At 65.2% G+C, this 25,448-nt stretch carries 23 protein-coding genes; 11 read left to right on the top strand and 12 right to left on the bottom strand.

Translation table 11 applies throughout. The features are described from left to right. Positions 1–38: 38 nt before the first annotated feature. The 7 genes from FOY53_RS07265 to FOY53_RS07295 all read left to right on the top strand — a co-directional run bounded on the left by FOY53_RS07265 (position 39) and on the right by FOY53_RS07295 (position 8,215). Positions 39–1,070, top strand: a complete 1,032-nt coding sequence (locus tag FOY53_RS07265) for a branched-chain amino acid ABC transporter permease (protein WP_146587252.1) — start codon at positions 39–41, stop codon at positions 1,068–1,070. A 3-nt stretch (positions 1,071–1,073) separates the two neighbouring features. Then, a complete protein-coding gene (locus FOY53_RS07270; RefSeq protein ID WP_146587254.1) occupies positions 1,074–2,276 on the top strand; it encodes a branched-chain amino acid ABC transporter permease in 1,203 nt (400 codons plus the stop codon). An 11-nt stretch (positions 2,277–2,287) separates the two neighbouring features. Further along, positions 2,288–3,043 carry an ABC transporter ATP-binding protein gene (locus FOY53_RS07275; protein ID WP_146587256.1) on the top strand — a complete coding sequence of 252 codons (756 nt, stop codon included), beginning with the start codon at positions 2,288–2,290 and terminating at the stop codon, positions 3,041–3,043. A gap of 15 nt (positions 3,044–3,058) precedes the next feature. Then, a complete protein-coding gene (locus tag FOY53_RS07280) occupies positions 3,059–3,814 on the top strand; it encodes an ABC transporter ATP-binding protein (RefSeq protein WP_146587258.1) in 756 nt (251 codons plus the stop codon). Between the two features lie 95 nt (positions 3,815–3,909). Next, complete coding sequence (gene acs / locus FOY53_RS07285; RefSeq protein WP_146587260.1) at positions 3,910–5,859, top strand: acetate--CoA ligase; 1,950 nt, start codon at positions 3,910–3,912, stop codon at positions 5,857–5,859. Then, on the top strand, positions 5,859–6,551 hold the full coding sequence (locus FOY53_RS07290) for an adenylate kinase (RefSeq protein WP_146587262.1): 693 nt from the start codon (positions 5,859–5,861) through the stop codon (positions 6,549–6,551). The genes acs and FOY53_RS07290 overlap by 1 nt, the downstream gene beginning before the upstream one ends. Before the next feature lie 311 nt (positions 6,552–6,862). Then, positions 6,863–8,215: a 3'-5' exonuclease gene (locus tag FOY53_RS07295; RefSeq protein ID WP_146587264.1), complete on the top strand. Its 1,353-nt coding sequence runs from the start codon at positions 6,863–6,865 to the stop codon at positions 8,213–8,215. On the opposite strand, the gene FOY53_RS07300 is transcribed toward FOY53_RS07295, so the two are convergent. From FOY53_RS07300 to glnE, 12 genes are all read right to left on the bottom strand, one after another. Then, positions 8,212–8,544 carry a Dabb family protein gene (locus FOY53_RS07300; RefSeq protein WP_146587267.1) on the bottom strand — a complete coding sequence of 111 codons (333 nt, stop codon included), beginning with the start codon at positions 8,542–8,544 and terminating at the stop codon, positions 8,212–8,214. The two genes, FOY53_RS07295 and FOY53_RS07300, sit on opposite strands and share 4 nt — an antisense overlap. Then, positions 8,541–9,572: a LacI family DNA-binding transcriptional regulator gene (locus tag FOY53_RS07305; protein WP_146587269.1), complete on the bottom strand. Its 1,032-nt coding sequence runs from the start codon at positions 9,570–9,572 to the stop codon at positions 8,541–8,543. Before FOY53_RS07305 ends, FOY53_RS07300 begins: the two co-directional genes overlap by 4 nt. 1 nt (position 9,573) lies before the next feature. Then, entirely contained in the window at positions 9,574–10,734 is a 1,161-nt protein-coding gene (locus tag FOY53_RS07310) for a dihydrodipicolinate synthase family protein (protein WP_146587271.1), read from the bottom strand. Between the two features lie 3 nt (positions 10,735–10,737). Next, positions 10,738–12,321 (bottom strand): GMC family oxidoreductase, encoded by a 1,584-nt coding sequence (locus tag FOY53_RS07315; RefSeq protein WP_146587273.1) that lies wholly within the window; start codon positions 12,319–12,321, stop codon positions 10,738–10,740. Positions 12,322–12,331: 10 nt separating this feature from the next. Beyond that, complete coding sequence (locus tag FOY53_RS07320; protein WP_146587275.1) at positions 12,332–13,078, bottom strand: 3-ketoacyl-ACP reductase; 747 nt, start codon at positions 13,076–13,078, stop codon at positions 12,332–12,334. Continuing rightward, positions 13,075–14,568 (bottom strand): GMC oxidoreductase, encoded by a 1,494-nt coding sequence (locus tag FOY53_RS07325; RefSeq protein WP_222435230.1) that lies wholly within the window; start codon positions 14,566–14,568, stop codon positions 13,075–13,077. Before FOY53_RS07325 ends, FOY53_RS07320 begins: the two co-directional genes overlap by 4 nt. 4 nt (positions 14,569–14,572) lie before the next feature. Beyond that, on the bottom strand, positions 14,573–16,087 hold the full coding sequence (locus tag FOY53_RS07330; RefSeq protein ID WP_146587277.1) for an aldehyde dehydrogenase family protein: 1,515 nt from the start codon (positions 16,085–16,087) through the stop codon (positions 14,573–14,575). Positions 16,088–16,090: 3 nt separating this feature from the next. After that, on the bottom strand, positions 16,091–16,858 hold the full coding sequence (locus tag FOY53_RS07335) for an enoyl-CoA hydratase/isomerase family protein (protein WP_146587279.1): 768 nt from the start codon (positions 16,856–16,858) through the stop codon (positions 16,091–16,093). Beyond that, positions 16,855–18,426 (bottom strand): acyl CoA:acetate/3-ketoacid CoA transferase, encoded by a 1,572-nt coding sequence (locus tag FOY53_RS07340; protein ID WP_146587281.1) that lies wholly within the window; start codon positions 18,424–18,426, stop codon positions 16,855–16,857. The genes FOY53_RS07335 and FOY53_RS07340 overlap by 4 nt, the downstream gene beginning before the upstream one ends. Positions 18,427–18,429: 3 nt before the next feature. Then, positions 18,430–19,431 (bottom strand): Gfo/Idh/MocA family protein, encoded by a 1,002-nt coding sequence (locus tag FOY53_RS07345; protein WP_146587284.1) that lies wholly within the window; start codon positions 19,429–19,431, stop codon positions 18,430–18,432. A gap of 295 nt (positions 19,432–19,726) precedes the next feature. After that, positions 19,727–19,990 (bottom strand): hypothetical protein, encoded by a 264-nt coding sequence (locus FOY53_RS07350; RefSeq protein ID WP_146587286.1) that lies wholly within the window; start codon positions 19,988–19,990, stop codon positions 19,727–19,729. Beyond that, positions 19,987–22,770: a bifunctional [glutamate--ammonia ligase]-adenylyl-L-tyrosine phosphorylase/[glutamate--ammonia-ligase] adenylyltransferase gene (gene glnE, locus FOY53_RS07355; protein ID WP_146587288.1), complete on the bottom strand. Its 2,784-nt coding sequence runs from the start codon at positions 22,768–22,770 to the stop codon at positions 19,987–19,989. Before glnE ends, FOY53_RS07350 begins: the two co-directional genes overlap by 4 nt. 110 nt (positions 22,771–22,880) lie before the next feature. Here glnE and FOY53_RS07360 point away from each other — a divergent pair, with 110 nt between their 5' ends. The 4 genes from FOY53_RS07360 to FOY53_RS07375 all read left to right on the top strand — a co-directional run bounded on the left by FOY53_RS07360 (position 22,881) and on the right by FOY53_RS07375 (position 25,396). After that, on the top strand, positions 22,881–23,348 hold the full coding sequence (locus tag FOY53_RS07360) for a YbaK/EbsC family protein (protein ID WP_146587290.1): 468 nt from the start codon (positions 22,881–22,883) through the stop codon (positions 23,346–23,348). Between the two features lie 133 nt (positions 23,349–23,481). After that, positions 23,482–23,901, top strand: a complete 420-nt coding sequence (locus tag FOY53_RS07365) for a DUF2852 domain-containing protein (RefSeq protein WP_146587292.1) — start codon at positions 23,482–23,484, stop codon at positions 23,899–23,901. Between the two features lie 71 nt (positions 23,902–23,972). Next, positions 23,973–24,416, top strand: a complete 444-nt coding sequence (locus FOY53_RS07370) for an RDD family protein (RefSeq protein WP_146587294.1) — start codon at positions 23,973–23,975, stop codon at positions 24,414–24,416. A gap of 170 nt (positions 24,417–24,586) precedes the next feature. After that, on the top strand, positions 24,587–25,396 hold the full coding sequence (locus FOY53_RS07375) for an arginyltransferase (protein ID WP_146587296.1): 810 nt from the start codon (positions 24,587–24,589) through the stop codon (positions 25,394–25,396). Positions 25,397–25,448: the final 52 nt, after the last annotated feature.

The raw sequence follows: 25,448 nt of genomic DNA on the forward strand, positions 1-25,448 counted from the left end.
GGTGCTTCCCCACATGTTAACCGCAAAAGGGTGGGACCATGGACGCCATAATTCTGCAAATTCTGAACGGCCTCGACAAGGGCTCGGCCTACGCGCTGATCGCGTTGGGCCTGACACTGATCTTCGGCACGCTGGGCGTGGTCAACTTTGCCCACGGCGCACTTTTCATGATCGGGGCTTTTTGCGCGGTCACGGTGCAACGGATCCTGTCAATCAGCTTCGAGACAGTGGATCCGACCAAGACCGATTTCCTTGGCAATCCGTCAAAGATCAGCACACCTTATGTCGAACACTGGTTCGGCCCCGAATTCGGCGCCACAATCATCGACTGGTCCGTGCCCATTGCGATCCTGTTCGCCATTCCGATCATGATCCTGATCGGTTTCGTGATGGAACGCGGACTGATCAAACATTTCTACAAGCGCCCCCACGCCGATCAGATCCTGGTGACCTTTGGCCTGGCCATCGTGTTGCAGGAAGTGATCAAGTACTACTATGGCGCCAACCCGATCCAGACCGGCGCGCCGATGGTGTTTCGCGGCTCGTTCGACTTTGGCACCCTGCTGGGCTTTGATCCCAACGTGATCATCTACCCCTACTGGCGCCTGGTCTACTTCGGCTTTGCCGCCCTGATCATCGGTGCAGTCTTCGCCTTCCTGCAGTTCACCACCTTCGGCATGGTGGTCCGGGCCGGTATGGCCGACCGCGAGACGGTGGGACTGCTGGGCATCAACATCGACAAGCGCTTTACCATCATGTTCGGCCTCGCCGCCGCCGTGGCGGGACTGGCGGGGGTGATGTACGCCCCGATCAACGCGCCGAACTATCACATGGGCATGGACTTCCTGGTGCTGAGTTTCGTGGTCGTCGTGGTCGGCGGGATGGGGTCGCTGCCCGGGGCGGTGCTGGCAGGTTTCCTGCTGGGCATCCTCGAAAGCTTTGCCTCGATGACCCAGGTCATCGACCTGATCCCCGGTATCAACCAGATCATCATCTATGTCGTCGCGATCGTTGTATTGCTGACCCGCCCCCGTGGCCTGATGGGCCGCAAAGGCGTGATGGAGGAATAAGACATGTTCGGACTCGATAAAAAAGACACCACCCTGCTGCTTATCGTCGCCGTTCTGACGATGTTCGCCCCCTTCATCCTCAACCCCTTTCCTGCGGGATCGGGCATGGCGCAGTTCAACGCGGGCTATCCCGATCTCATGCAGCGCTTTGTGATCTTCGGGATCTTCGCCATCGGTTTCAACATCCTGTTCGGCCTCACCGGATACCTCAGCTTTGGCCACGCGGCCTTTCTGGGGGTCGGGTCCTACTCGGCGGTCTGGATGTTCAAACTGCTCAGCATGAACGTCATTCCGGCCATCATTCTGTCGGTCATCGTCGCGGGGGTCTTCGCGCTGATCATCGGGTTCGTCAGTCTGCGCCGCTCCGGCATCTACTTTTCGATCCTGACGCTGGCCTTCGCGCAGATGTCCTTTGCGCTGGCCTATTCGGTGCTCACCCCGATCACCAATGGTGAAACCGGCCTGCAACTCAGCCTCAGCGATCCGCGCATCCTCGGCACGTCGGTGTCGGCCGATGGCGGCATTCCGGTGACATCGCTGTTCGGGATCGAGATGCGCTCGACCGCGGAAATGCAGCTTGGCCCCTGGCTGTTCCAGTTCAACGCCGGCTACTACCTCTGCGCGGTGCTGATGCTTGTGGCCTTTTACCTCGCGATCCGCATCTTCCGCTCGCCGTTCGGGCTGATGCTGCGGGCGGTGAAATCCAACCAGCAGCGGATGAACTACACCGGCCTCAACGCCCGTCCCTACACCCTGGCGGCCTTTGTGATCTCGGGCATGTATGCCGGTCTGGCCGGTGGTCTGCTCGCCTCGATGGACCCTCTGGCGGGCGCCGAGCGGATGCAGTGGACGGCCTCTGGCGAGGTGGTGCTGATGACCATTCTCGGCGGTGCCGGCACGCTGATCGGCCCGGTTCTGGGCGCAGGCTTCATCAAGTACTTCGAAAACATCTTCTCGAAGATCAACGACAACGTCCTGCACAGCTGGTTCGCCTTCATGCCCGACGGGCTCGAGGATCTGATGGTGACCATCGTCCACCCCTTTGTCGGCAAGGGCTGGTCGCTGACCCTGGGCCTGATGTTCATGGCCGTGGTCATCTTCCTGCCCGGCGGTCTGGTCGAAGGCGGCCAGAAGATCGGCAAGATGTTCCGCCGCAAGAAGGCTGTTGACGGTACCCCGTCCGCCGCCAAGACACCCGCAGAATAAGGAGGCACGTCATGGGCATTCTCGAAGTCAAAGACGTCAACAAGCGCTTCGGCGGCCTCCAGGCCCTCGGCAACGTCAACCTTTCGGTCGCCGACAACACGGTGCACGCGATCATCGGCCCGAACGGCGCGGGCAAGTCCACCCTGCTCAACTGCCTGGTCGGCAAGCTGATCCCGGACACCGGATCGGTGATGTTCGACGGGCAGTCGGTGCTGGGACGCAAGCCTTACGAAATCAACCAGATGGGCATCTCCCGCGTGTTCCAGACCCCCGAGATCTTCGGCGATCTCACGGTGATGGAAAACATGATGATCCCCTGCCTCGCCAGACGCGACGGATCGTTCCGGATGCACGCACTTGCCTCGGTGTTCAGCGAAAAGGCGCTGCGCGCACGGGCCGAAGAGATGCTGGCCGAGGTCAAGATGCTGGACAAGCGTGACATGCACGCGGCCTCGATGTCGCGCGGCGACAAGCGGCGCCTGGAAATGGCGATGTGTCTGGTGCAGGAGCCGCGTCTGCTGCTGCTGGACGAACCGACGGCCGGCATGGCGCGGGCGGACACCAACAACACCATCGACCTGCTCAAGGACATCAAGGCGCGCGGCAACATAACCATGTGCATCATCGAACACGACATGCACGTGGTGTTTTCGCTGGCCGACCGGATCACCGTTCTGGCCCAGGGCACACCGCTGGTCGAGGACACGCCGGCAAACATCAAGGGCCATCCCAAGGTACGCGAAGCGTATCTCGGCGAGTCGGCTTAAAGGGAGGACACAGCCATGAACGTCAAACCCGACTTTTCCAAGCATGCCAGCCACGCGGAAACCGCCCCGGCCTTTCTGTCGGTCTGGGACATCCACGCCTACTACGGCGAAAGCTACATCGTCCAGGGCGTGAGCTTCAACGTCCACGAGGGCGAGATCCTCGCCCTGCTGGGGCGCAACGGCGCGGGCAAGACCACCACCCTGCGGTCTATCGCGCGGCTGGCCAACCCGCAGGTGAACAAGGGCGAAATCTGGCTGGACCACCAGCCCCTGCACAAGATGTCGTCGTATCAGGCGTCGATGGCAGGTCTGGGTCTGGTCCCCGAAGACCGCCGCATCATCCCCGGTCTCACCGTCGAGGAAAACCTGCAACTGGCGCAGATCGCACCGCCGATCGGCTGGTCACTGGATCGGCTTTACGAATTGTTCCCCCGCCTTGGCGAGCGGCGCAAGCAAGAGGGCGTGACCCTCTCGGGCGGCGAGCAGCAGATGCTGGCCATCGCCCGGGCACTGGCGCGCGACATCAAGGTTCTGCTGCTGGATGAACCCTACGAAGGTCTTGCTCCGGTGATTGTCGACGAGATCGAAAAGACCCTGCGCATCGTCAAAGAGCAGGGCATGACTACGATCATCGTCGAACAGAACGCTGTACGGGCGCTGCAACTGGCCGACCGGGCGGTAATCCTGGACACCGGGTCCATCGTCTTTGATGGCACAGCCTCAGAAGTGCTTGAAAACGAACAACTTCGCGCCGAATATCTGGCCATCTGACATGCCCCCCGGAACCCGGCCCCCCGTACGACTAAAGGTGTCTTGCAATCGGGGGCCGGGCCGTCTTCTTTGCCCCCAAACTGGAGGAGCCTGAAATGCTTGATAAAACCTATCCCCCCACATCCGAAACCATCGCCCGCGCCCATGTCGATGCGGCGAAGTATGACGAGATGTACGCGGCCAGCATCAAGGACCCCGAAGCCTTCTGGTCCGAGCACGGCAAACGCATCGACTGGATCAAACCCTACACCCAGGTCAAGGACACCGACTTCACCCTAGGGCAGGTCAAGATCAACTGGTTCGCCGACGGCACGCTGAACGTTGCCGCCAACTGCATTGATCGCCACCTTGCCAGCCGCGCAAACCAGACCGCGATCGTCTGGGAGCCGGATGACCCCAAGGAAGCCGCACAGCACATCACGTATCAGCAGCTGCATGACAACACCTGCCGCATGGCCAATGTGCTGCGCGATCTCGGCGTCGAAAAGGGCGACCGGGTCATCCTGTACCTGCCGATGATCCCCGAGGCGGCCTATGCCATGCTGGCCTGTGCCCGCATCGGCGCAATCCACTCCATCGTCTTTGCCGGCTTTTCCCCCGACGCCCTGTCCGCCCGCATCAACGGTTGCGGTGCAAAGGTTCTGATCACAGCTGACGAGGCCCCGCGCGGCGGCAAGAAGACCGCGCTCAAGGCGAATGCCGACAAGGCGTTGCGGGACGCCAGCGATCAGGTCAAATGCCTTGTGGTCAAGCGGACCGGTGGTCAGACCACCTGGACCGAGGGCCGCGATTTTGACTACAACGCGCTGGCACAGGACGCGGCGACGACCTGCGCTCCGGCCGAGGTGAATGCAGAGGATCCGCTGTTCATCCTCTACACCTCCGGCTCGACCGGTCAGCCCAAGGGTGTGGTGCACACCTCGGGCGGCTACCTGGTCTATGCCGCAATGACCCACCAGATCACCTTTGATTACCACGACGGCGACGTCTACTGGTGCACGGCCGATGTGGGCTGGGTCACCGGGCACAGCTACATCGTTTACGGCCCGCTCGCCAACGGCGGCACCACCCTGATGTTCGAAGGGGTGCCGACCTGGCCCGACGCCAGCCGCTTTTGGCAGGTCTGCGAAAAGCACAAGGTGACGCAGTTCTACACCGCACCTACCGCGATCCGCGCGCTGATGGGTCAGGGCAAGGAGTTTGTCACCAAATGCGACCTGTCCTCGCTGCGCCTGCTGGGCACCGTGGGTGAGCCGATCAACCCCGAAGCCTGGAACTGGTACAACGACGTGGTCGGCGGCGGGCGCTGCCCCATCGTCGACACCTGGTGGCAGACCGAAACCGGTGGCCACCTGCTGACCCCCCTGCCCGGTGCTCATGCCACCAAACCCGGTGCCGCGATGAAGCCGTTCTTTGGCGTGCAGCCGGTGGTGCTGGAGCCAACAACCGGCGCGGAAATCGCCGAGTCGCCCGCTGAAGGCGTGCTGGCGATCAAGGACAGCTGGCCGGGTCAGATGCGCACCGTCTGGGGTGATCACGACCGGTTCGAAAAGACCTACTTTTCGGACTACAAGGGCTATTACTTTTCCGGCGACGGCTGCCGCCGCGATGCGGATGGCGACTACTGGATCACCGGACGCGTCGACGATGTGATCAACGTATCGGGCCACCGCATGGGCACTGCCGAGGTGGAATCGGCGCTGGTCGCCCATGCCCAGGTCGCCGAGGCCGCCGTGGTCGGCTATCCGCACGACATCAAGGGTCAGGGCATTTACTGCTATGTCACCCTGATGAACGGGGTCGAGCCGTCCGAAGAGCTCAGGAAGGAACTGCGCACATGGGTGCGCAACGAGATCGGCCCGATTGCCTCACCGGACCTGATTCAGTGGGCGCCGGGCCTGCCCAAGACCCGCTCGGGCAAGATCATGCGCCGTATCCTGCGCAAGATCGCCGAAAACGACTTTGGTGCGCTGGGGGATACCTCGACCCTGGCAGACCCGTCGGTCGTTGACGACCTCATCAACAACCGCATGAACCGGGCGTAATGGCGATGGCTGAAACAACTCTCGCCGTTGCGGCCCCCGTCCTGATCCTGCTGGGCCCGCCGGGCGCCGGCAAGGGCACGCAGGCCCGGATGATTGAGGAAAAATTCGGCATGGTGCAGCTTTCGACCGGCGACTTGCTGCGCGCCGCCGTGAAACAGGGCACCGACGCCGGCAACCGGGCCAAGGCGGTGATGGAGGCCGGCGGCCTGGTCAGCGATGACATCGTGATCGCCATCCTGCGCGACCGTCTGGCGGATCGCGACACCGAACAGGGTGTGATCCTGGACGGCTTTCCGCGCACCACGCGACAGGCCGAAGCCCTGGACCTGCTGCTGGCCGAGCGCGAGCAGAAGATCGACGCGGCCATCAGTCTTGAGGTCGATGACGGCGAAATGGTCACCCGGATTTCCGGGCGCTTCACCTGTGCGGGCTGCGGCGAAGGCTACCACGACAGCTTCAAGGCCCCCAAAACCGCCGGAATCTGCGACAGCTGCGGTGGCACCGACATGATCCGGCGCGCCGATGACACCGCAGAAACCGTCAGCAGCCGACTCGCGGCCTACCACGCCCAGACGGCGCCGCTCGCGCAGTATTACGCTGACCGGGGCGCGCTGCACCGGGTTCCAGCCATGGGCGCGATCGCCGATGTCGCGGAGCGGTTGGACGCCATTGTGACCGCCACCCGGGGCTGACACCTCCACACGGCCCCGAAAACACCGGGCGCACCCTGTTTCAGGGCTGCGCCCGGTTGCATTGCGGGGCTGCCAAGTCCCGGAAAATGCACAGCGCCGCACCAGAGGACCTGTATTTTCTGACAGGTTCCTGCCAAAAAACTGCATCTGGCATGGACGCCGGGTGGCATAATGCGCAACTCTGCACGAAACGCGCGGCCACCAGTGGCCGGACAGCCGAGAGGGAGAAAAATGTCGTTTTTCTGGGCTGTCCCGCAGACATCAAGGGATCACATCACAGCGATCCCCGGCCGACCCCGGCGGCGCTGCACATGGTGACACACCGCGACGGCCTGAGGTTTCGGATCTTTCTGATATTTGCGGCCCTCGCGCTGGCTTTGGTCGGCGGTTTGCAGGCCGTGCTCTGGTTCGGGGCCGCCAAAGCCGCGGAAACCAGCGTCGAGACCGGGCTGGCGCTGACCGGGCTGGCCGGCACCGGATTGATCCTCGCGCTGAGTGTCGCCGCGTGGATCTACCTTGACGAGCACATTGCCAAGCCGCTGGAACATCCACCGACCGCGCCCCCGCAGTCCGGCGAAACCGACCTGTCCGAACCGTGCCGACCAGTCCAGGAGACGGCCGCGCAACACGAGACACGCAGGCTGACCGGCCGTCTGGCCGAGCTGGAAGCAGAGAAACTTCAACTGACCCGGGTGCTGCGCGAGGTTCCGGTCGCCATCCTGATGATCAACGCGGCGGATCGGATTCTGCTGTACGACAGTCAGGCGGCAGAACTGCTGTCACGCAGCGGCCCGCCCCGGCTGAACGCGCCGCTGAGCGATTATTTCAACCCCGACCTGATCGCCGGCGCGCGGGCCCGGATGCAGCGCACCGGGCTCGAGGTCCGCTTTGCCGCCGTCCCGGGGGCGGTCGGCACGCGCATCGACGCGCGAATGCGCCCTCTCGAAGATGGCGGAGCGCTGGTCGTCCTGGACGAGGCAGCACCGCGCGCGGACAGCCCTGTGCCAGGCCCGCTGGTCTATGACTTTGACCTGATCGCAGCGCAGACCCCGGTCAGGGCCGAGGACATACCGCTGAATGCCCTGACATTTGTGGTGCTGTCGACAGAGACCACCGGGCTTTTGCCGCACCGCGACGAGGTGCTGCGGATCGGGGCGGTGCGGATGGTCGGCTCCAGCATCCTGCGGCGCGAGGTGCTGGACCTGCGCATCGGAGCGACCGGCCATGATGATGCAAGCGGGCGCGGGATGCGCGCGGGCACAGCGCCGGAGGCACGCCCGACAATCCTGACCGCCATCGAGCAGTTTCACACCTTTGCAACCGACGCGGTCATCGTCGCCCATAACGCGCCGCTGCGCATGGCCTTTCTGCGCCGCCACGATGCCAGCACCGGTCTGGTCTGGGATCTGCCGCAGATTGATCTGGTGCTGCTTTCCGCCCTCTTGTTTGGTGACGGCGCGGACCACAGTCTGCGGGCGCTTGCCGGGCGGACGGGCGTGACACTGCCCGCGGCACCGGCGCGCGGCGGGCTGTCACAGGCGTTGATGGCCGCCGAAGTGATGCAGCGGCTGATGCCGCTTCTGACCGGACACGGGCTGGAAAGCCTGGGCCATCTGGTCGAGGCGCTGCAACGCCATGCCGACCGGCTGGAAAGACTGCACTAGGTGGCGTGGCCCGGGCTGTCACCGACGGCCAGATCGGCGACAAAAATCCCGTCGTAACCGCCGGAACAGAGGGATACCAGAAGCCCGCCGGCGCGCTGGTGATCGGGATGCGCCTCATAGGCCAGATGTGCCGCCCTGTCGGCGAATGTCACCACAAAACCATAGGGGTAGTCTTGCGATTTCGTCTCGAAATCGTGGTTCGGCCCGTGGTCGAACGCCAGCAATCCCGGCACCTTGGCGACCAGCCCGTCCAGCAGACCCAGCGCTTCCAGCAGGATGGCGGCGTCATGTTCCGGTGGCAGGTTGAGCAGAACGATGTGGCGAATCATGGACTTTTTCCTTCAGATCCAAAACCAAGGCTGGATTCCCGTGCGGCCAATGCCACCGGTGCGCGCCGCATCGGCGGTGGGTGCTGGCCGGTTTCCACCCAGTCCAGCAGAGCTGCGGCGGTGTCGCGGCCAAATTGGGCGATGTCGCAGGCGACCGAACTGAGGCGGGGCCAGACCTGGCCACAGTCTTCGATATCGTCAAAGCCGACGATGCGGAAATCCGTCCCCACGGTGCGGCCCTGACGCGCAAAACCTGACAGCATGCCCAGCGCCACCTGATCATTGAAACAGACAGCCGCATCTATTTCAGGATGGCGGCGGCTGAGCAGCGCGGCCATCTCGGCGCCAAAGGCGCGCGACGTGCGGCCGGGAAAGCTGCGCGGCGCCATGCCGGTGCCGCGCAGCGCCTCAAGATACCCGGTCATCCGTTCGGTGGTGACCGCGCGGTCCGGCAGACCGCCGACAAAGGCGATGTTGCGCGCCTGCTGCGCAATCAGATGCTGGGTCGCCAGCAGCCCGCCCCGGGCATAGTCAAAGGCGGCAAAGGGGAACAGATCGCCGCGCATGTCGACCTGCCGCAGCACCTGCAAACAGGGAATGCCGGCGCGGGCGATCTGTTCGAAGGTCTCGGCCTCCTGCCCGTATGCGGGCGAGATCACAAAGGCCGAGACTCCGTGTTCGATCATCGAGCCGACCATCTGCGCCTGCAACGCGCCGTCCTCGTCCGAATTCGAGATCACCGTGGCATAGCCCTGCGCGGACAGGGCCATCTGCACCGAGGTGGCAAACTCGGTAAAGAACGGGTTGCGCAGGTCGTTGATCACAAGCCCGATCAACCCCACCGAAGAGGCCCGCAGGTTGGCGGCGGCGCGGTTGTAGACATAGCCGGTTTCGGCCATCGCCGCGCGCACCTGTTTCGCGGTTTCCTCGCGCACCGTCGGACTGCCGCGCACCACCAGCGAGACGGTGGATTTCGACACGCCGGCCGCACGGGCCACGTCCAGGATGGTGGGTCGGCGTGGGCTCATGTCAGTCTATTCCATGCAGGGCCAGCAAGGTCGTCATCCGGTTCTGCGCAAGGTCGGGGCGCGCAAGCAAGCCTGCCTGATCCGCCAGCCGGAAGATTTCCGCATAATGCGCGATCGGACGAGTGGATTGAAAGCCCGCCGGCATGATGAAATGCTTCTGGGTGCCGTTCAGCCACGACAAAAAGGCGATGCCCGCCTTGTAGAACTGTGTCGGGGCCCGAAAAATCTCGCGGCTCAGCGGCACTGTGGGGGACAGAAGGGCATGGTAGCGGTCCAGATCCTCCATTGCCAGTGCTTCGAGCGCGCGCGACGCGGCGGGGGCAATGGCCGCGAAAATGCCCAGCAGGGCATGGGAATAATGCGCGCCGTCCCCTTCGATCAGGGCGGCATAGTTGAAGTCATCCCCGGTATAGAGCCGCACACCCGCGGGCAGGCGTTTGCGGAATGCCTCTTCATGTGCCTGATCCAGCAGCGAGATCTTGATGCCGTCGACCTTGCCGACATGGGCGTTGATCAGCTCCAGCACGGTTTCGGTTGCCGTCGCCACGTCGGAGCTGCCCCAGTAGCCGCCCAGCGCTGCGTCAAAGGCGTCGCCCAGCCAGTGCAACACCACCGGCTCCTTTGCCTGATCCAGCAACTGACCGTACAGCTTCAGATAGCCATCGGCATCGGCGTTGATCGCAGGCAGCGCCCGCGTCGCCATCAGGATCAGCTGGCCGCCCGCCGCCTCGATCGCGGCCATCTGGGTTTCATAGGCCGCCCGGATCGCATCCAGACTGCGCAGCTCGGCCAATGGCACGTGGTCGGTTCCGGCTCCACAGGCCACGCGCGGTTTCAGCGGATGGGCCCGCGCTTCGGTCATCGTCCGCGTGATCAGTTCCCTGGCGGTCAGCCAGTCGACCCCCATGCCGCGCTGCGCCGTGTCCATCGCCTCGGCCAGACCCAGCCCCTGATCCCAGAGCGTGTGCCGGAACGCCAGTGTCGCATCCCAATCAACCGCCGGACGCCCGATCCAGGGGTCGCGTTCGCGCAGCGGGTCCGAGATCACATGGGCTGCGGCAAAAGCTGTCCGTGTCAACGGCACATGCGGTGCCCGCGGGATCAGCGGCGTTCCGGTCAGGGCGTAGTCTGCAAGGGTTCCGTCGGATTTTGGCAGGCGCATGGGTCAGGCTCCGATATCTTCGCGGATCATGTCGGCGGCCTTCTCGGCGATCATGATGGCGGTTGAGTTGGTGTTGGCGGATACGAGACGCGGCATGATGCTGGCGTCGATCACCCGCAGTCCGTCGATGCCGTTGAACCGCAGCCGCGGGTCGACCACGGCAGCAGCGTCCGCGCCCATCCGGCAGGTGCCCGCCGGGTGGTGGTCGGTCTTGGCATGGGCGGCGGCATAGGCCGCCAGATCCGCGTCGCTGGTCAGATCGGGCCCCGGCAGACGTTCCGCCAGCACGTAGGGTTCGAGCGCCTCCTGCGCCATGATCTCGCGCACCATGCGCAGGCCGCGGATCGACATTTCCCTGTCATGGGGGTCGGCCCAGTAGTTCGGGTCGATCAGCGGCGCGGCCGTCGGGTCCGCCGAGGCCAGCCGCACCGTCCCGCGCGAGCGCGGCCGCAGGTAGGCCGAATTCAGCGTCACACCGCCGTGCGGCATGTGATCCACCCCCGCCTCGATCCCCGAACCCAGGCCGAGATGGAACTGGATATCCGGCGAGCGGGCGTTTTCGTCGGCGTACCAGAAGCCCCCCGTCTCGAACAGCGACGACGCAACCGGACCGGAGCGGTTGAACAGGTATCGCAGCCCGGCCACCGCCGACCAGAGGGGTCTGGCGTATTTGTCATAGGTGTAATCGCCACGGCATTCGCAGATGGTGAACAGGTCCAGGTGATCCTGCAGGTCCGCGCCGACGCCGGGCTGATCGAGAATCGCCTTGATGCCCACTGCGCGCAGATGCTCTGCCGGACCGATGCCCGACAGTTGCAGCAGACGCGGCGAACCGATGGCCCCCGAGGACAGCAGCACCTCGCTGCTGGCGTGGATCTGTTCGCCGCCGATCAGTTCGACACCGGTAGCGCGGCCCTTTTCGACGATGATCCGCTGCACCTGCGTACCGCTGCGCACGGTCAGGTTCTTGCGGTGCCGCACTGGATCGACATAGGCCACCGAGGTCGAGGAGCGGCGCACATTGCGCTGGGTCAGCTGGTAATAGCCCACTCCGTCCTGCTTTTCCCCGGCCATATCCAGGTTGCGCGGAATGCCGAGCTGCGCCGCCGCCTCAAAATATCCTTCGCAGATCGGCAGCGGGGCCGCGGGCTGCGACACCCCCAATGGACCGCCCTTGCCGTGATAGCGATCCTCATAGGTGTCGTTGTCTTCTGCCTTGCGGAAATACGGCAGCACGTCCTCGTAAGACCAGTCGTCACAGCCCAACTGCCGCCATTCGTCATAATCCTGCGCCGCGCCACGGGTGTAGATCTGCGCGTTGACCGACGATCCGCCGCCCATCACCCGGGCCTGGGTATAGCGCAACCGGCGCCCGCCGAGATGCTCTTGCGGCGTTGTGTACCAGCCCCAGCTTCCGATGCCCTTGGTCATCTTGGCAAAGCCGGCGGGCATCTTGTAGAACGGATGCCAATCGCGCCCCCCGGCCTCGAGCAGCAGGACGTTTGCCGTACCCTCGGACAGTCGCGCCGCCAGCACGCAGCCGGCTGAGCCGCCGCCGATGATGATGAAATCGTAGGTCTGTGCCATGTTGACTGCCTTAAAGTCTGGGGATGGAGAGTCCACCGTCCAGCGGGATGACCGCGCCGGTGGCAAACTGCATGTCGCCGCGCGCCAGCGGCAGAACGGCCGAGCCGATGTCCTGCGCCGTGCCCCAGCGGCGGGCGGGCACCAGCCCGGCTTCGATCCGATGGGTATAGCTGTCCTGCACCGCCGCCGTCATCGGCGAGGTGATGATGCCCGGGCGCAGTTCGAACACCCCGATCCCGGCCGACGCCAGTCGGGTCGCGAACAGTTTGGCCATCATCGACGCGCCGGCCTTCGAGATACAGTATTCCGCCCGCTCGACCGACACCATCTCGGCGCTGGCAGAGGTCACGAACAGCATCGACCGGTAGGGATCCGCGGCCCGATCCAGCATCTGCCGCGCCACCGCCTGCGCCAGAAAAAAGGCGCCGCGCAGGTTGATGTTCAGGGTGAAATCGAAATTCTCCGGCGCGATGTCGAGCATGTCGCCGCGCAGCCGTGCCGGCACGCCGGCATTCGAGACATAGGTGTTCAGCGGCCCCACCTGCGCCAGCAGCGCGCCGATCCCGTCGGGATCGGCCACATCGTGACGGAAATAGCGTGCTTCGGGGCCGAGTCGTGACAGGGCGGCGCGCACCGTATCCGACGCGGGCGCGACTTCGGCGGTGATTGTCACCCGCCAGCCGGCGTCGGCCAGCGCCGTGGCGATGCCCAGCCCGATGCCTTGCTGGCCACCGGTGATCAGCGCATGACGGCTCATGTCCGGCCCACCGAGACGGCTTCGGCGCAGCGCAGCGCATGCGCGGCCACGGTCAGCGACGGGTTCACCGCCGCCGAGGTCGGCAGCACGCTGGCATCGGCGATGAAGAGGTTGGGATGGTCATGGGTGCGGCCACGGACATCCGTCACCGACTGCGCCGGGTCCAGCCCCATGCGGGCGGTGCCGCACTGATGGGACGGCGTGCGCCGGTCAAAGGCCTTGGACAGCACCACGGGAAACCCCGCGCGGCGCAGGACCGATTTCATCCTGGCGACAAGTGCCATATGCGCCTCCCAGTTCGAACGTTTCCAGTCGAGACAGATCTGCCCGCCGCGCAGCGTCACCCGGCTGTCCGGGTTTGGCAGATCCTCGGACATGAGGTAGAAGTCGATGCTGCGGTCGGTGATCCACCTGGCGACGGCCTGCGGGATGCCCGCCTGCGATGCCAGGATGGGGGCCGAGATCTTGCCCAGCAGCTGCACATTCCCCAGCGGCTTGTCGTCCGGCCCGCCCCGCAGGTAGAAATCGTTCAGTGTCAGGCTCTTCTGATAGACCGACGGGTTGCGGCGCAACGGATGCAGCGCCAGCATCGCCGAGGCGTTGTGGTTCATGAAGTTGCGCCCCACCTGATCAGACCTGTTGGCCAGCCCGGCGGGATGCAGCGCGTCCGCCGAGCGCAGCAGCAACGCAGCGGTGTTCACCGCCCCTGCCGCCAGCACCACCACCGGCGCGGTCAGCGTTTCGCCAACACCGTTGCGGGTGACTGCGACCCCGGTGATCCGCCCGGTGGCACCGGCCAGCAGCCGGTCCACATGCGTGCCGGTCTGCAAGGTCACATTGGGATGTTTCAGCGCCTCGGCCAGACCACAGGTTTCGGCGTCCATCTTGCCGCCGCAGGTGTCCGGGTGCCCGTCCCAGGGCGTGGCGCCGCGCGCCAGCCAGCGGTCCAGATCGACCCCCAGAGGCAGCGGCGAGGGATGCAGCCCCGCCGCGCTCAACCGGGCCGCAAGATCGGAGATCACCGGTTCGTGCGGCACCGGGGGGTGCGGATATCCGCCGGAATGCGCCGGTTCGCTCGGGTCCTGCGCAACGGCGCCACGCACCTGGTACAGCGTTTCGGCGCGGTCGTAATAAGGCGCGAAATCGCCATAGGACACCGGCCAGCCGACACTGCGCCCCCCCAGATGGGCGATGGGGGAAAAGTCCGCTTCGCGGAACCGGAACAGCACCGCGCCGTACATCTTGGTATTGCCGCCGACATAGTAGAAATTGCCGGGATTGAAGGGGGTTCCAGCCCCGTCCAGCCAGCTTTCCCTGGGCCGGTAGTGCCCGCGGGCAAAGATCGCGCCCGGATCCCGTGCCTCGGGACTGTCGCGCAGATGTTCGCCGCGCTCGAGGATCAGGATCCGCCGCCCGGTCGGGGCGAGCGCGGCCGCCAGCGTGGCCCCGCCCATGCCCGATCCAACAACGATGATATCCGGCCCGGTCACGGGGTCAGCCCCGAACCCAGGGGTCGCGGCCCGGTGTCACCTTCATGGTCAGGGTCTTGAGCTCGGTAAACTCCTCAAGCCCATAGCGCCCCAGTTCCCGCCCCTGCCCGCTTTGCTTGACGCCGCCAAAGGGCATTTCCGGAAAGCCGTCCATCCAGGTGTTGGTCCAGACGGTGCCGGCCTGCACCCGGCGGGCAAATTGCAGGCACGTGTGCATGTCCCGGCTCCAGACCCCCGCCGACAGGCCGTAGGTCGCGCCGTTCGCCAGAGCAAGCGCCTCATCGAAGTCGCGGAACCGCAGCACCGCAAGCACGGGTCCAAAGACCTCGTCCTGCGCGATGGCCATGTCCGGCGTCACGTCCGTGACCACGGTCGGCCCGTAGAACTGCCCCGGCAATCCGTCCAGATCCAGTGCCCCGCCATCCAGGGCGATGGTCGCGCCCCCGTCCTTGGCATCGCTGACATAGCCCGCGATCTTGGCCTGATGCTCGGGCGAGATGATGGCACCGACCTGGGTGTCGGGATGCATCGGGTCACCAAAGGAAACCCTGCGCGACAGGGCGACAATCTTGTCGGTCAGCGCCTGCGCCACATCCTCGTGCACGATGATCCGGCTGCCGGAGTTGCAGCATTCCCCGGCGTTGAAGTAGATGCCGAAGGTGATCGCATCGGCGGCGGCGTCCAGATCCGCATCCGCAAAGATCACCTGCGGGTTCTTGCCCCCCAACTCGAACGACAGTTTCTTGAGCGTCCCGGCGGCGGCGGCGGCAATCCGTTTGCCGACCCCGGTCGAGCCGGTGAAAGACACCATGTCCACATCCGGGTGCGTCGACATCCGCGCACCGACCGGATCGCCGAACCCCAGCACGATGTTGACCACCCCTGCGGGCAGGCCCGCCTCGATCAGCATTTCCCCCAGCATCACGGTCGTGGACGGCGTCATCTCCGAGGGTTTGACCACGGCTGTACAGCCAGCGGCCAGCGCAAAGGGCAGCTTCTGGCTGACGATGAGGAAGGGAAAGTTCCACGGCGTGATGACCGACACCACGCCGATCGGGTCACGCAGCACCACCCCCAGCATGTCCGGACCCAGCGTGTTGTGGCTGTCCCCGTGCATCGTGCGTGCCAGGGACGCAGCATAGCGCCACAGGTCCGCCGCGCCCGCGATTTCCGCGCGCGCCTGCGAGATCGGCTTGCCGCTTTCCAGCACTTCCATCACCGCGATCTCTTCGCGCCGCGCGTCGATCAGGTCCGCGACCTTCAGCAGGAGCGTCGCGCGGTGTTTGCCCGAGGTCTCGGCCCAGCCCGAGGTGTCAAACGCCCGGCGCGCGGCGGCGATCGCAGCGTCGGTCTCAGCCGCGCCACCTTTGGCCGAAGTGCTGACCAGTGTGCCATGCGCAGGCGAGCGGCGCTCGAATGTTGCAGCGCTGGTCTGCCACGCGCCATCAATCAGGTGGCGGCCGACAAACGGTCCCGGCAGGGTCACGGAGGCAGCATTGATCAGGGTGAGGTCATTCATGGTTCAGCGTCCCGGAAATTCTGGAGTACGTTTGTTGGCAAAGGCATCGACGCCTTCGGCCTTGTCTGCGCTGGCGCCGATCATGGCCCCGCCCAGCGCTTCGATCATCGCCGAGCGGTCTTCGCCGACGGCGGCATGGATCTGGTATTTCGCGACTTCGGTGGCCATCGGGCTGGTCCCGGCCAGTTTGCCCGCCATGGCGCGGGCCGTGGCCTCGGGGTCGTCACTGACCTCTGCCGCAAACCCCAGGGCACAGGCCCGTTCGGCGCTCAGACGGCGCCCGAACAGTGCCATTTCCTTGACCACCGGCTCCGGCAACAGGCGGGTCAGGCGCTGTGTGCCCGACCAGCCCGGCACGATGCCGACCTGGGTTTCCGGCAGCGCCAGCGTCGCGCGCGGGGCCATCACCCGGATATCGCAGGCTGTGGCCAGTTCCAGCCCGCCGCCGAAGGCATGGGCGCCGATGGCCGCGATGGTGGGGTGGGACAGCCGGGCCAGCCGGTCAAAGATCCGGTGGCCGTCCCGGACCCAGTGGCGGGCGAAGTCAAAGGGGCTGAGCGCCCCCCAGGCGATGATGTCGGCGCCGGCGCAAAACGCCTTGGCCGGTTGCGCGGCCACGATGACGCAGCGCACCGAGCGCTCGCGTTCCAGCGTGGCGCAATGCTGGTCCAGCTGCGCCAGCATGTCCGGCGTAAAGGCATTCAGCTTGTCCGGATTGTCCAGCCGCAGCGTTGCGACCGCGCCGTCGATGCTCAGGTCCACACCGCTCATAGCTTCAGCCCCATCGGCCCGGCCCCGAGCAGCGACAGGGGCAGGGTCGTGGCGTCCGCAGCCACCCGCACCCGCCCCTCGGACGCCTGGACGATGTCGCGCTCGGCGTCGATCCCCGGCATGATTTCATAGGCCTCCAGCCCGGTATCGGTCAGCCGCATCACGCAGCGCTCGGTGATGTAAACCACCTCCTGCCCGGTCCGCAGCGCCCGCCGACCGGCAAAGGTCACATGTTCGACTTCGGCCACCATCTTGGTGAACTTGCCCGGCTTGGTGACGATCAACCCGGTATCCGTCAGCTCCAGCCCGGCTGCCGCCTCGAAATAGCCGGAAAAGACGATCTTGCGGGCATGGGAGGTGATGTCGACGAAGCCGCCGCACCCGGCCGTGAGATACGGTTTCTTGCCCAGCTTCGACACGTTCACGTTGCCCTGCACGTCGACTTCGAGGAACGACAGAAAGGACACGTCAAAGCCGCCGCCCTGAAAGTAGGTGAACTGGTTCGGGCTGGGCATGAAGGCATCCGCATTGGACGCACAGCCAAAGGCAAAACCGGTCAGCGGCATCCCCCCGACGGCGCCCTGTTCGATCGCCCAGGTGACGGCCTGTGCGTGGCCTTCCTCGAGCAGGATGCGCGGCACCATCGCCGAGATACCAAAGCCGAGGTTGGCGGTCTGGCCGCGCTTGAGCTCCATCGCCGCGCGCCGCGCGATCACCTTTTCCACGCCGTGCTCGGCCAGCGCGAAGGACGACCAGGGCCGCATCACCTCACCCGAAATCGCCGGATCATACTGCGTCTCGGTGGTCTGTTTCTGGTCCGGGTCGACGACGATCAGATCCACCAGATGCCCGGGCACATGGACATCATGCGGGCGCAGCGATCCGTTCGCGGTGACCCGCTTCACCTGGGCAATCACCAGCCCGCGATGGTTGCGCGCGGCGATGGCCTGATCCAGCCCGCCAAGGTAGGCGCCCTCATGCTCATAGGTCAGGTTGCCGTGTTCGTCGGCGGTCGTGGCGCGCAGGATCGTGACGTCGGGCACGATGTTCGGGAAATGCAGCCAGGTGTCGCCGGCAAACTCGACGCGGCTGACGATGGGCGCCTGCGCGGCCCTGTCGTTCATCGCGCAGCCCTGCAACTCGGGGTCGACAAAGGTCTCAAGCCCGACCTTGGTCAGCACACCGGGGCGACGGGCAGCAACATCGCGGTGCATGTCGAACAGGATGCCCGACGGCACGTTGTAGGCGGCGACGCGGTTGTCCACCACCATGTGCCAGATCGCCGGCATCGGCAACGTGGACGGCCCGGACGGGTAGGATCCGGCGATGATGGTCGACAACAGCCCGTCCTGCGCGATGTGATCGACGCCCTTGATGCCATACATGTCCCCGGCAGCGATGGGATGCAGCGTGGTGAGATTGCGCGGATGGCCTTCGGCGCGGAAACGCGCGCCGATGGCTTTCAGCACCGCGTCGGGACAGCCCAGCCCCGAAGAGGAGGACACGGAGACAACGGCATTGTCGGCGATACGGGCAGCGGCTTCGGCGCCGGTGACGATCTTGCTCATGATTCAGAACCCCCTGTAGTCGACGGTTGTGCGCTGACCGGTGCGGGCCGCCTGCGCCACCGCCTCGGCCACGGCCAGGGATTTGACGCCATCGACGCCGTCGGCACCGGGGCGGCCCTTGCCCGCGACGGCAGTCTCGAACAGCTTGACGGCGTGGTCGTACAGCCCGTGATCCGCGTAGGGCAGCGGTTCGCGCCCCGCCCCGGTCACGATCTCGACCTCGCCCACCGGGCGCTGGGTCATCACGTTGCGGGCAATGATCGCGCCGTCGGTGCCAAAGATCTGCAGGCCGGTCTCGGCATACTGATGGGTAAAGCTTTCGTGCGTCTGCACCATCACGCCGGACGGCATGTGCCAGGTCGACATGCAGCTGTCCTCGACCCCCTGCCCCAACCCGGATTCGGCGGACATGGCGACAACATCGACCGGGTCTTCGCCGAGATGGAACCGCACGGTGTCTGCGTCATGCACCACGATGTCAGCGATCACGCCGCCACCGGCCTCGGCACTGGTCAGACGCCAGCCGCGCAGGTGTTCGGGCAGCATCACCGCGTGGTGGACCCGAACACTGAGCACGCGACCGATCCTGCCCGCCCGGACCGCATCGCGGATTGCGATGTGCGACCCGGCATGGCGCAGGTGGTGGTTGGTGGCAAAGACCACGCCGGCGTTCTCGGCGGCCTGCACCATGGTCACGGCATCGCCGATCGTCGTTGCCAGCGGCTTTTCACACAGCACATGCTTGCCCGCTGCAATCGCGGCCATCGCCTGGGCAAAATGCTTTTCGTTGGTGGTCGAGATGTAGACCGCGTCCAGCCCGGGGTCCGCCAGCATTTCATCCAGCGACGTCATGCCCCGGGTGATGCCATGTGCCTCGGCGTAGCGCTCCGCACGCTCCGCATCCGCGCTCAGAACCGATGCGACCTGGCCGCCATTGCTGCGGAAAGCGCCGATCATGTGTTCAGCGGCGATGGTGCTGGCCCCTATCAAACCCCAGGTCGTCATTGCGGCATCCTCCCGACTCAATTTTGGAACGTTCCAGTAAGCAATAAGAACGTTCCATTTACCTGTCAAGCGGACAGATTCACGTCGGCTCCGGCGTCAAGGACGCATGGGATGCCTGCGCTGAGGTCTGAGGATCCGCGGGCCGGCCGCGCGGCGCGGCGACGGGGTGCCGCGTGACACTGAGGCTGCGCCAGCGGGCAGGAACGGCAAATCAAGGATCACGGGGCGCAGGCTGACCGTTTCCGGCGGGCCTGTAACGGAACACGCGATACCCGATATCGCCCGAAAGCCGGACTCAGCGTGCGCGGCTGCGCCAGCCACCACGGCGGCGCGGCGCGGCCATGCCGATCAGACCCTCGCGCAGCACCTGGGTCATCGGGTGGCCGTCTTCGCCATGCCGGTCCAGCAGAGCGCGGATCATCGTCGCCGTGTCCGCGTCCACAGGCACCGCCAGTGCCCAGTCCAGAAAGATCGACCGGCATTCCTCGTAGGTGATGCCGTTGATCCGATAGGCTTCGTTGATCAGCCCCTTGGGGTCGGTTGCGTCACCCTTGATCATGTCGACTCCTCCGGCTGTGGCAATGCGGCATCCAGAATCTCCGCCGCGCGCAGAGTAAGGCGTTCGAGCGTTGCCGCAAGCTCTTGCATGCCGTCGGTGCCGGTGACGGACTGCAGGAAGGCGCAGCCCCCCGCGCCCAGGGTTTCGGGATCAAGCTCGGCATCGCTGATCAGACGGGCTCCGACCTGAAGGCTCCAGCACAGGGCGTGGGTCTGCAACAGATGCGCCGCCGCCCGCGCGTCCAGCCAGCCCTGATCCACCGCCGCGGCCATGCCATCGGCCAATCCCATCGGTGCCCTGCCCGACAGCAGCGCGCCGGCCTGCGCCGCCAGTTCGATCTCCTGCATCCGGCCGCGCCCCAGCTTCGGATCCCACGGCGCACCGTTGCCCCTTGCCCCGGCGATCCGGGTGCGCATTTCGGCCACGTCGCGCAGGACATCGGCTTGATTGCGCGGCCGCGCCAGCAGGTCGGCCCGGAATCGGCGCAGATCGGCCGCCAGATCCGCGGGGCCCGCCACCACCCGCGCCCGGGTCAGCGCCAGATGTTCCCACGTCCAGGCATCTTCGGACTGGTAGGCGCGAAAGGCGGCAAGGCTGGTCGCCACAGGCCCCTGATTGCCGGATGGGCGCAGCCGCATATCGGCTTCGTACAACTTGCCCTGTGCCATGGGCGCTGTCAGCGCGGTGATCAGCGCCTGGGTCAGCCGCGCATAATACACCCGGCTTTGCAGCGGTCGTGCGCCCTCGGACATATCGACGCCGTCAGGGTCGTAGATCACGATGACATCAAGGTCAGACCGTGTGTGCAGCCGACCCGCGCCCAGCGACCCCATGCCCAGAACAATCGCCCCCCGCCCCGGCGCGGCCCCGTGTTTGCGGGCAAATTCCGCCTGCACCACCGGCCAGAGGCCTTCCAGGGTCACCGAGGCCAGATCGGCATAATGGACGCTGGTCTCGTCGGCATCGGTCAGACCGCGCAGCAGGTGGACGCCCACCCGGAAGTGCCATTCGTTCTTCCAGCGCCGGGCGGCGTCCAGCCTGCGTTCGTAATCTTCCTCACGCTCGAACACGGCAGCCAGATCCGCCGCAAGCGCGTCGCGCCCCGGCCAGTCGGCAAAGAACCCGCCGCCGATCACGGCGTCAAATACCTGTGCATTCTGCGACAGATGCCGCGCCAGATCCGGCGAAGTGCCGGTGATGTCCACCATCAGGTCAATCAACTGCGGGTTGGCCTCGAACAGGGAAAACAGCTGTACCCCGGCGGGCAATCCCGCAAGAAAGCCGTCAAAGGCCAGCAACGCCTCTTCGGGCTTGGCGGCCCGTTCCAGACGGCTCAGGATCTCGGGACGGAGTCGCTTGAAAATTTCAACGGCGCGGTTTGAACGCAGCGCCGCATAACGCGGCCAGCGGGCAATGACGGCGCTGTCCTCCAACAGGGTCGGTTCCGGCGCGGGCCCGGACTCGGTGGCAAAGAAACCCTCGGTCAACTCGTGCACCGCGCTTAACCGACATGTCAGATCCTGGCGCAGCGCGGCTTCGTCCATGTCCATGAAACAGGCCAGCCGGGCAAAACCGTCCGGCTGGTCCGGCAGATCATGGGTCTGCTGGTCATGGATCATCTGCAGCCGGTGTTCGACTTCCCGGTGATGGCGGTAATGCGCGGTCAGCTCGCCCGCCACCTCTGGTGTGATCCAGCCCCTTTGCGCCAGCAGTTCCAGCCCCTGCACCGTGCCTCGCACCCGCAGGTCCGGATCCCGCCCGCCAGCAATGATCTGGCGGGTCTGGGTGAAGAATTCGATCTCGCGGATGCCCCCGCGCCCCAGTTTCATGTTGTGCCCGGGCAGGGTGATCGCACCGCCCAACCCCTTGTGCGCGCGGATTCGCAGGCGCATGTCATGGGCGTCCTGGATGGCGGCAAAGTCCAGATGTCGCCGCCACACGAAAGGTCGGAGATCGTCGAGAAACCGCGCCCCCGCCTGCAGATCGCCGGCACAGGGGCGCGCCTTGATGTAGGCCGCGCGCTCCCAGGTCCGGCCAAGGCTTTCGTAATAGCGCTCTGCCGCCTCCATCCCCATGCAGACCGGCGTCACCGACGGGTCGGGGCGCAGTCGCAGGTCGGTGCGAAACACGTACCCTTCACCGGTCGGATCGTTCATCGTCGCCGCCATCCGCCGGGTGGCCCGAATGAACCCGGCACGGGCCTCGTGGAAATCGTCACGCTTGTAACGGCTGTCGTCGAACAGGCAGATCAGGTCGATGTCCGAAGAATAATTCAGCTCTCTGGCGCCCATCTTGCCCATCGCCAGCACCACCATGCCGCCGGCAGAGTCCAGGTCGTCTTCGGTCAGGCCGGGCAGTTTGCCGCGCCGCAGTTCCTGTGCCATTGCCCCATGCAGCGCCCGGGCGCAGGCCAGATCGGCAAAGTCGCTGAGGGTGCGCGTCACGGTTTCCAGCGGCCAGACACCGCCAAGATCGGCCAGCGCGATCAGCAATGCGATGCGCCGCTTGCCGATGCGCAGATCGCTGGCCACCTGGTCCAGCGGCGCCGCGCCCAGCGCTGCGAACAGTGCTGCCACCGCTGCTTCGGGGTCGTTCAGCGCCCCCTCCAGCCAGTCGCTTTCGCGGATCATGAGACCGCGCAGGAACGGGCTGCAGCCTGCGGTTCCCGACAGAAGATCCGCGACCGGACCGCTGGCCCAGGGCAGCGCCTGCAGGGCATCGGCGGCCTGATCCGTCTCGTAGGGGCGGGGTGTGCGGGTGATGCGATGTTCAAAGGCCATGGCGCCTACTTGGCCATGAGCCGGGGACAAGCGCAATGGGCAGACGCCTTGTCTGCCATCGCTGGCTGCAATAGCACTGCGCCGATGCCCCCCAGACGAAAGCCGCGACCATGAGCAAAAGCCTGACCCGTGTCCGCACCGCGCTGACCACCGCCGGAATCACGCCGGATATCCGCGAGGTGGGGCAGGCGCGAACCGCACAGGAGGCGGCCGATTCAGTGGGCTGCGCGCTGGACCAGATCGCCAAATCGATCATCTTTCGCGGCGAGGTGTCGGGCGAGGCGCTGCTGTTCCTGACGGCGGGCGGCAACAAGGTGGATGCCGATCTCGCTGCCGCAGTCGCGGGCGAAGCCCTGGGCAAGGCGGATGCCACACTGATTCGCGCGCAGACCGGATTTGCCATCGGCGGCGTTGCCCCTGTCGGACACCTGAACCCGATCCGCGCCTGGCTGGACCCGCGCCTGTGTGCCTTTGAGGTGGTCTGGGCGGCGGCCGGCACGCCCCGGCATGTCTTTGCGCTGGATCCTGAAACGCTGGAACGCCTGACCGGGGCGGACCAGGCGCACTTTACCGCCTGACAGAGACCCACCGCAGGCGCGCGGCCGCAAAATGTAAAATACCTTCACATCACCCCTTGAAGACTCCGGCCTGCGTCCCGATCTATTCGATGTGAAAGACATTCACATGACAACGCAGACAACGGAGACCAACATGACATCTGCCACCTACACTGCCGCGCTTCCCGCCAACGCCGGTTGGTTTTCGCGCGCCGAAGCATGGCTTGACCAACGGGGCAAGTTTGCCTGGATCGCGGCAACGGTCCTTGGCTTCATCTTCTTCTGGCCGGTCGGCCTCGCCCTTCTCTTCTACATGTTCTGGAGCAAGAAAATGTTCAGCACTTCCTGCCGCAAGGCCTTCAAGACCACCGGTTTCGGTCACCTGAAATCCAGCGGCAACTCGGCGTTCGATTCCTACAAGGCCGACACGCTGCGCCGCCTCGAGGAGGAACAGGAAAACTTCGAAGCCTTCCTCAAGCGGCTGCGCGATGCAAAGGACAAGGCCGAGTTTGACCAGTTCATGGACGACCGCGCCGCACGTGCCAAGGCGACCAACGCCGACGCCGACGCCTGATCACGGCAATCACGACGGCATGGTCCCGACAGGGGCCGTGCCAATATATATCGAGATACCGAGAGGACACCATGTACAGCACTGCTTCTTACCTGCCTGATCCGGTGCAGAACCGGGAATTCTATGCCGATGTCGCGGTGAAACGTGCCCTGGCATGGGTCGTCGACGTTCTCGTCGTTGCGGCCTTTCTGGTGCCCGTCGTGGTGTTCACCGCCTTCATCGGTCTGTTTTTTCTGGCGCCGCTGTATCTGGTGCTCAGCTTCATGTACCGCACGATCACCATCGCCAACGGCTCCGCCACCTGGGGGATGCGCCTGATGTCGATCGAACTGCGCGATGCAGCGGGCGCGCGCCTGAATCTTGGCCAGGCCTTTCTGCACACGCTGGGATATGCGCTCTCGCTTTCCTTCATGCCGGTGCAACTTGCCTCGGTGATCTTCATGTGCGCGACCGAACGTGGTCAGGGTGTCACCGACATGGCCCTGGGAACGGTGATGATCAACCGCCGCGGCTAGACCCGCACAGCGATGCACTTCCGCCCGGCACACACTGCCGGGCGCTTGCGCGTTCCGGTCATCGGGCAACCGGTTCAGGTGGCCACGAAAGCCGAGACTTTCAGCGGGGCTTGGCCTGCCCGCCATCTGTTGCTAAGTTTTTGCAAAACCTTCGTCAGGACAAGATCTTCATGCGCCACTCGCTGCCTCTTGCGCCGCAGTTCTATGTGACCGCGCCTCAGCCCTGCCCCTATCTTGCCGGGCGGATGGAGCGGAAACTGTTCACCGCCCTGCAGGGTGAACAGGCGGAAAAGCTGAATGACAGCCTGTCCAAGCAGGGGTTCCGGCGTTCGCAGAACGTGCTGTACCGGCCATCCTGCGCCGACTGCGCCGCCTGCCTGTCGGCACGGATCGACGTCGCGGCGTTCAGACCCAGCAAAAGCCAGCGCCGCACGATGAAGCGCAACGCCTATCTCAAGCGCTACGCCGCCAGCCCCTGGGCCACCGAGGATCAGTACAGCCTGTTCCGCCGCTATCTGGACCACCGCCATGCGGATGGCGGCATGGCCGACATGGATGTCTTTGAATTTGCGGCCATGATCGAGGAAACGCCGATCCGCAGCCGGGTCGTTCAGTACTCCGACGCCGAGGGCAGGCTGACGGCTGTCTGCCTGACGGACGTGCTCGATGACGGGCTGTCGATGGTCTATTCCTTTTACGAACCGGACCTGGCGCAGCAAAGTCTGGGCTCCTGGATGATTCTGGACCACGTGGCGATCGCCCGGGAAACCGGTCTTCCCTACGTCTATCTGGGCTACTGGGTGCCCGGATCACCCAAAATGGGCTACAAATCCGGTTTTTCAGGAATCGAGGTTTACCGGCACGGCCGCTGGCAGAAAATGCGCGCGCCCGAGGAATATGCCGCCGATACCCATCCGCTTTCGACCGATCCGATCGCGGAACAGGTGGCGAATATCTCGCTGCCCGACACCCGGGGCTGATCCGCGCGCCCGCACCGCAGGCGCATCCTGCAAGGCCCCTCTGAAGAATCAG

It is taken from the genome of Puniceibacterium confluentis (genome assembly GCF_007923445.1).
Taxonomy (GTDB): domain Bacteria; phylum Pseudomonadota; class Alphaproteobacteria; order Rhodobacterales; family Rhodobacteraceae; genus Puniceibacterium; species Puniceibacterium confluentis.

Coding starts and splice junctions, on each gene's coding strand:
- FOY53_RS07290 (WP_146587262.1), top strand. CDS start 5,859: ATGGCGATGGCTGAAACAACTCTCGCCGTTGCGGCCCCCGTCCTGATC.
- FOY53_RS07320 (WP_146587275.1), bottom strand. CDS start 13,078: ATGAGCCGTCATGCGCTGATCACCGGTGGCCAGCAAGGCATCGGGCTG.
- FOY53_RS07365 (WP_146587292.1), top strand. CDS start 23,482: ATGACATCTGCCACCTACACTGCCGCGCTTCCCGCCAACGCCGGTTGG.
- FOY53_RS07270 (WP_146587254.1), top strand. CDS start 1,074: ATGTTCGGACTCGATAAAAAAGACACCACCCTGCTGCTTATCGTCGCC.
- FOY53_RS07345 (WP_146587284.1), bottom strand. CDS start 19,431: ATGACGACCTGGGGTTTGATAGGGGCCAGCACCATCGCCGCTGAACAC.
- FOY53_RS07375 (WP_146587296.1), top strand. CDS start 24,587: ATGCGCCACTCGCTGCCTCTTGCGCCGCAGTTCTATGTGACCGCGCCT.
- FOY53_RS07370 (WP_146587294.1), top strand. CDS start 23,973: ATGTACAGCACTGCTTCTTACCTGCCTGATCCGGTGCAGAACCGGGAA.
- FOY53_RS07280 (WP_146587258.1), top strand. CDS start 3,059: ATGAACGTCAAACCCGACTTTTCCAAGCATGCCAGCCACGCGGAAACC.
- FOY53_RS07310 (WP_146587271.1), bottom strand. CDS start 10,734: ATGCGCCTGCCAAAATCCGACGGAACCCTTGCAGACTACGCCCTGACC.
- FOY53_RS07295 (WP_146587264.1), top strand. CDS start 6,863: ATGGTGACACACCGCGACGGCCTGAGGTTTCGGATCTTTCTGATATTT.
- FOY53_RS07330 (WP_146587277.1), bottom strand. CDS start 16,087: ATGAATGACCTCACCCTGATCAATGCTGCCTCCGTGACCCTGCCGGGA.
- FOY53_RS07275 (WP_146587256.1), top strand. CDS start 2,288: ATGGGCATTCTCGAAGTCAAAGACGTCAACAAGCGCTTCGGCGGCCTC.
- acs (WP_146587260.1), top strand. CDS start 3,910: ATGCTTGATAAAACCTATCCCCCCACATCCGAAACCATCGCCCGCGCC.
- FOY53_RS07305 (WP_146587269.1), bottom strand. CDS start 9,572: ATGAGCCCACGCCGACCCACCATCCTGGACGTGGCCCGTGCGGCCGGC.
- FOY53_RS07340 (WP_146587281.1), bottom strand. CDS start 18,426: ATGAGCAAGATCGTCACCGGCGCCGAAGCCGCTGCCCGTATCGCCGAC.
- FOY53_RS07265 (WP_146587252.1), top strand. CDS start 39: ATGGACGCCATAATTCTGCAAATTCTGAACGGCCTCGACAAGGGCTCG.
- FOY53_RS07315 (WP_146587273.1), bottom strand. CDS start 12,321: ATGGCACAGACCTACGATTTCATCATCATCGGCGGCGGCTCAGCCGGC.
- FOY53_RS07300 (WP_146587267.1), bottom strand. CDS start 8,544: ATGATTCGCCACATCGTTCTGCTCAACCTGCCACCGGAACATGACGCC.
- FOY53_RS07335 (WP_146587279.1), bottom strand. CDS start 16,858: ATGAGCGGTGTGGACCTGAGCATCGACGGCGCGGTCGCAACGCTGCGG.
- glnE (WP_146587288.1), bottom strand. CDS start 22,770: ATGGCCTTTGAACATCGCATCACCCGCACACCCCGCCCCTACGAGACG.
- FOY53_RS07350 (WP_146587286.1), bottom strand. CDS start 19,990: ATGATCAAGGGTGACGCAACCGACCCCAAGGGGCTGATCAACGAAGCC.
- FOY53_RS07360 (WP_146587290.1), top strand. CDS start 22,881: ATGAGCAAAAGCCTGACCCGTGTCCGCACCGCGCTGACCACCGCCGGA.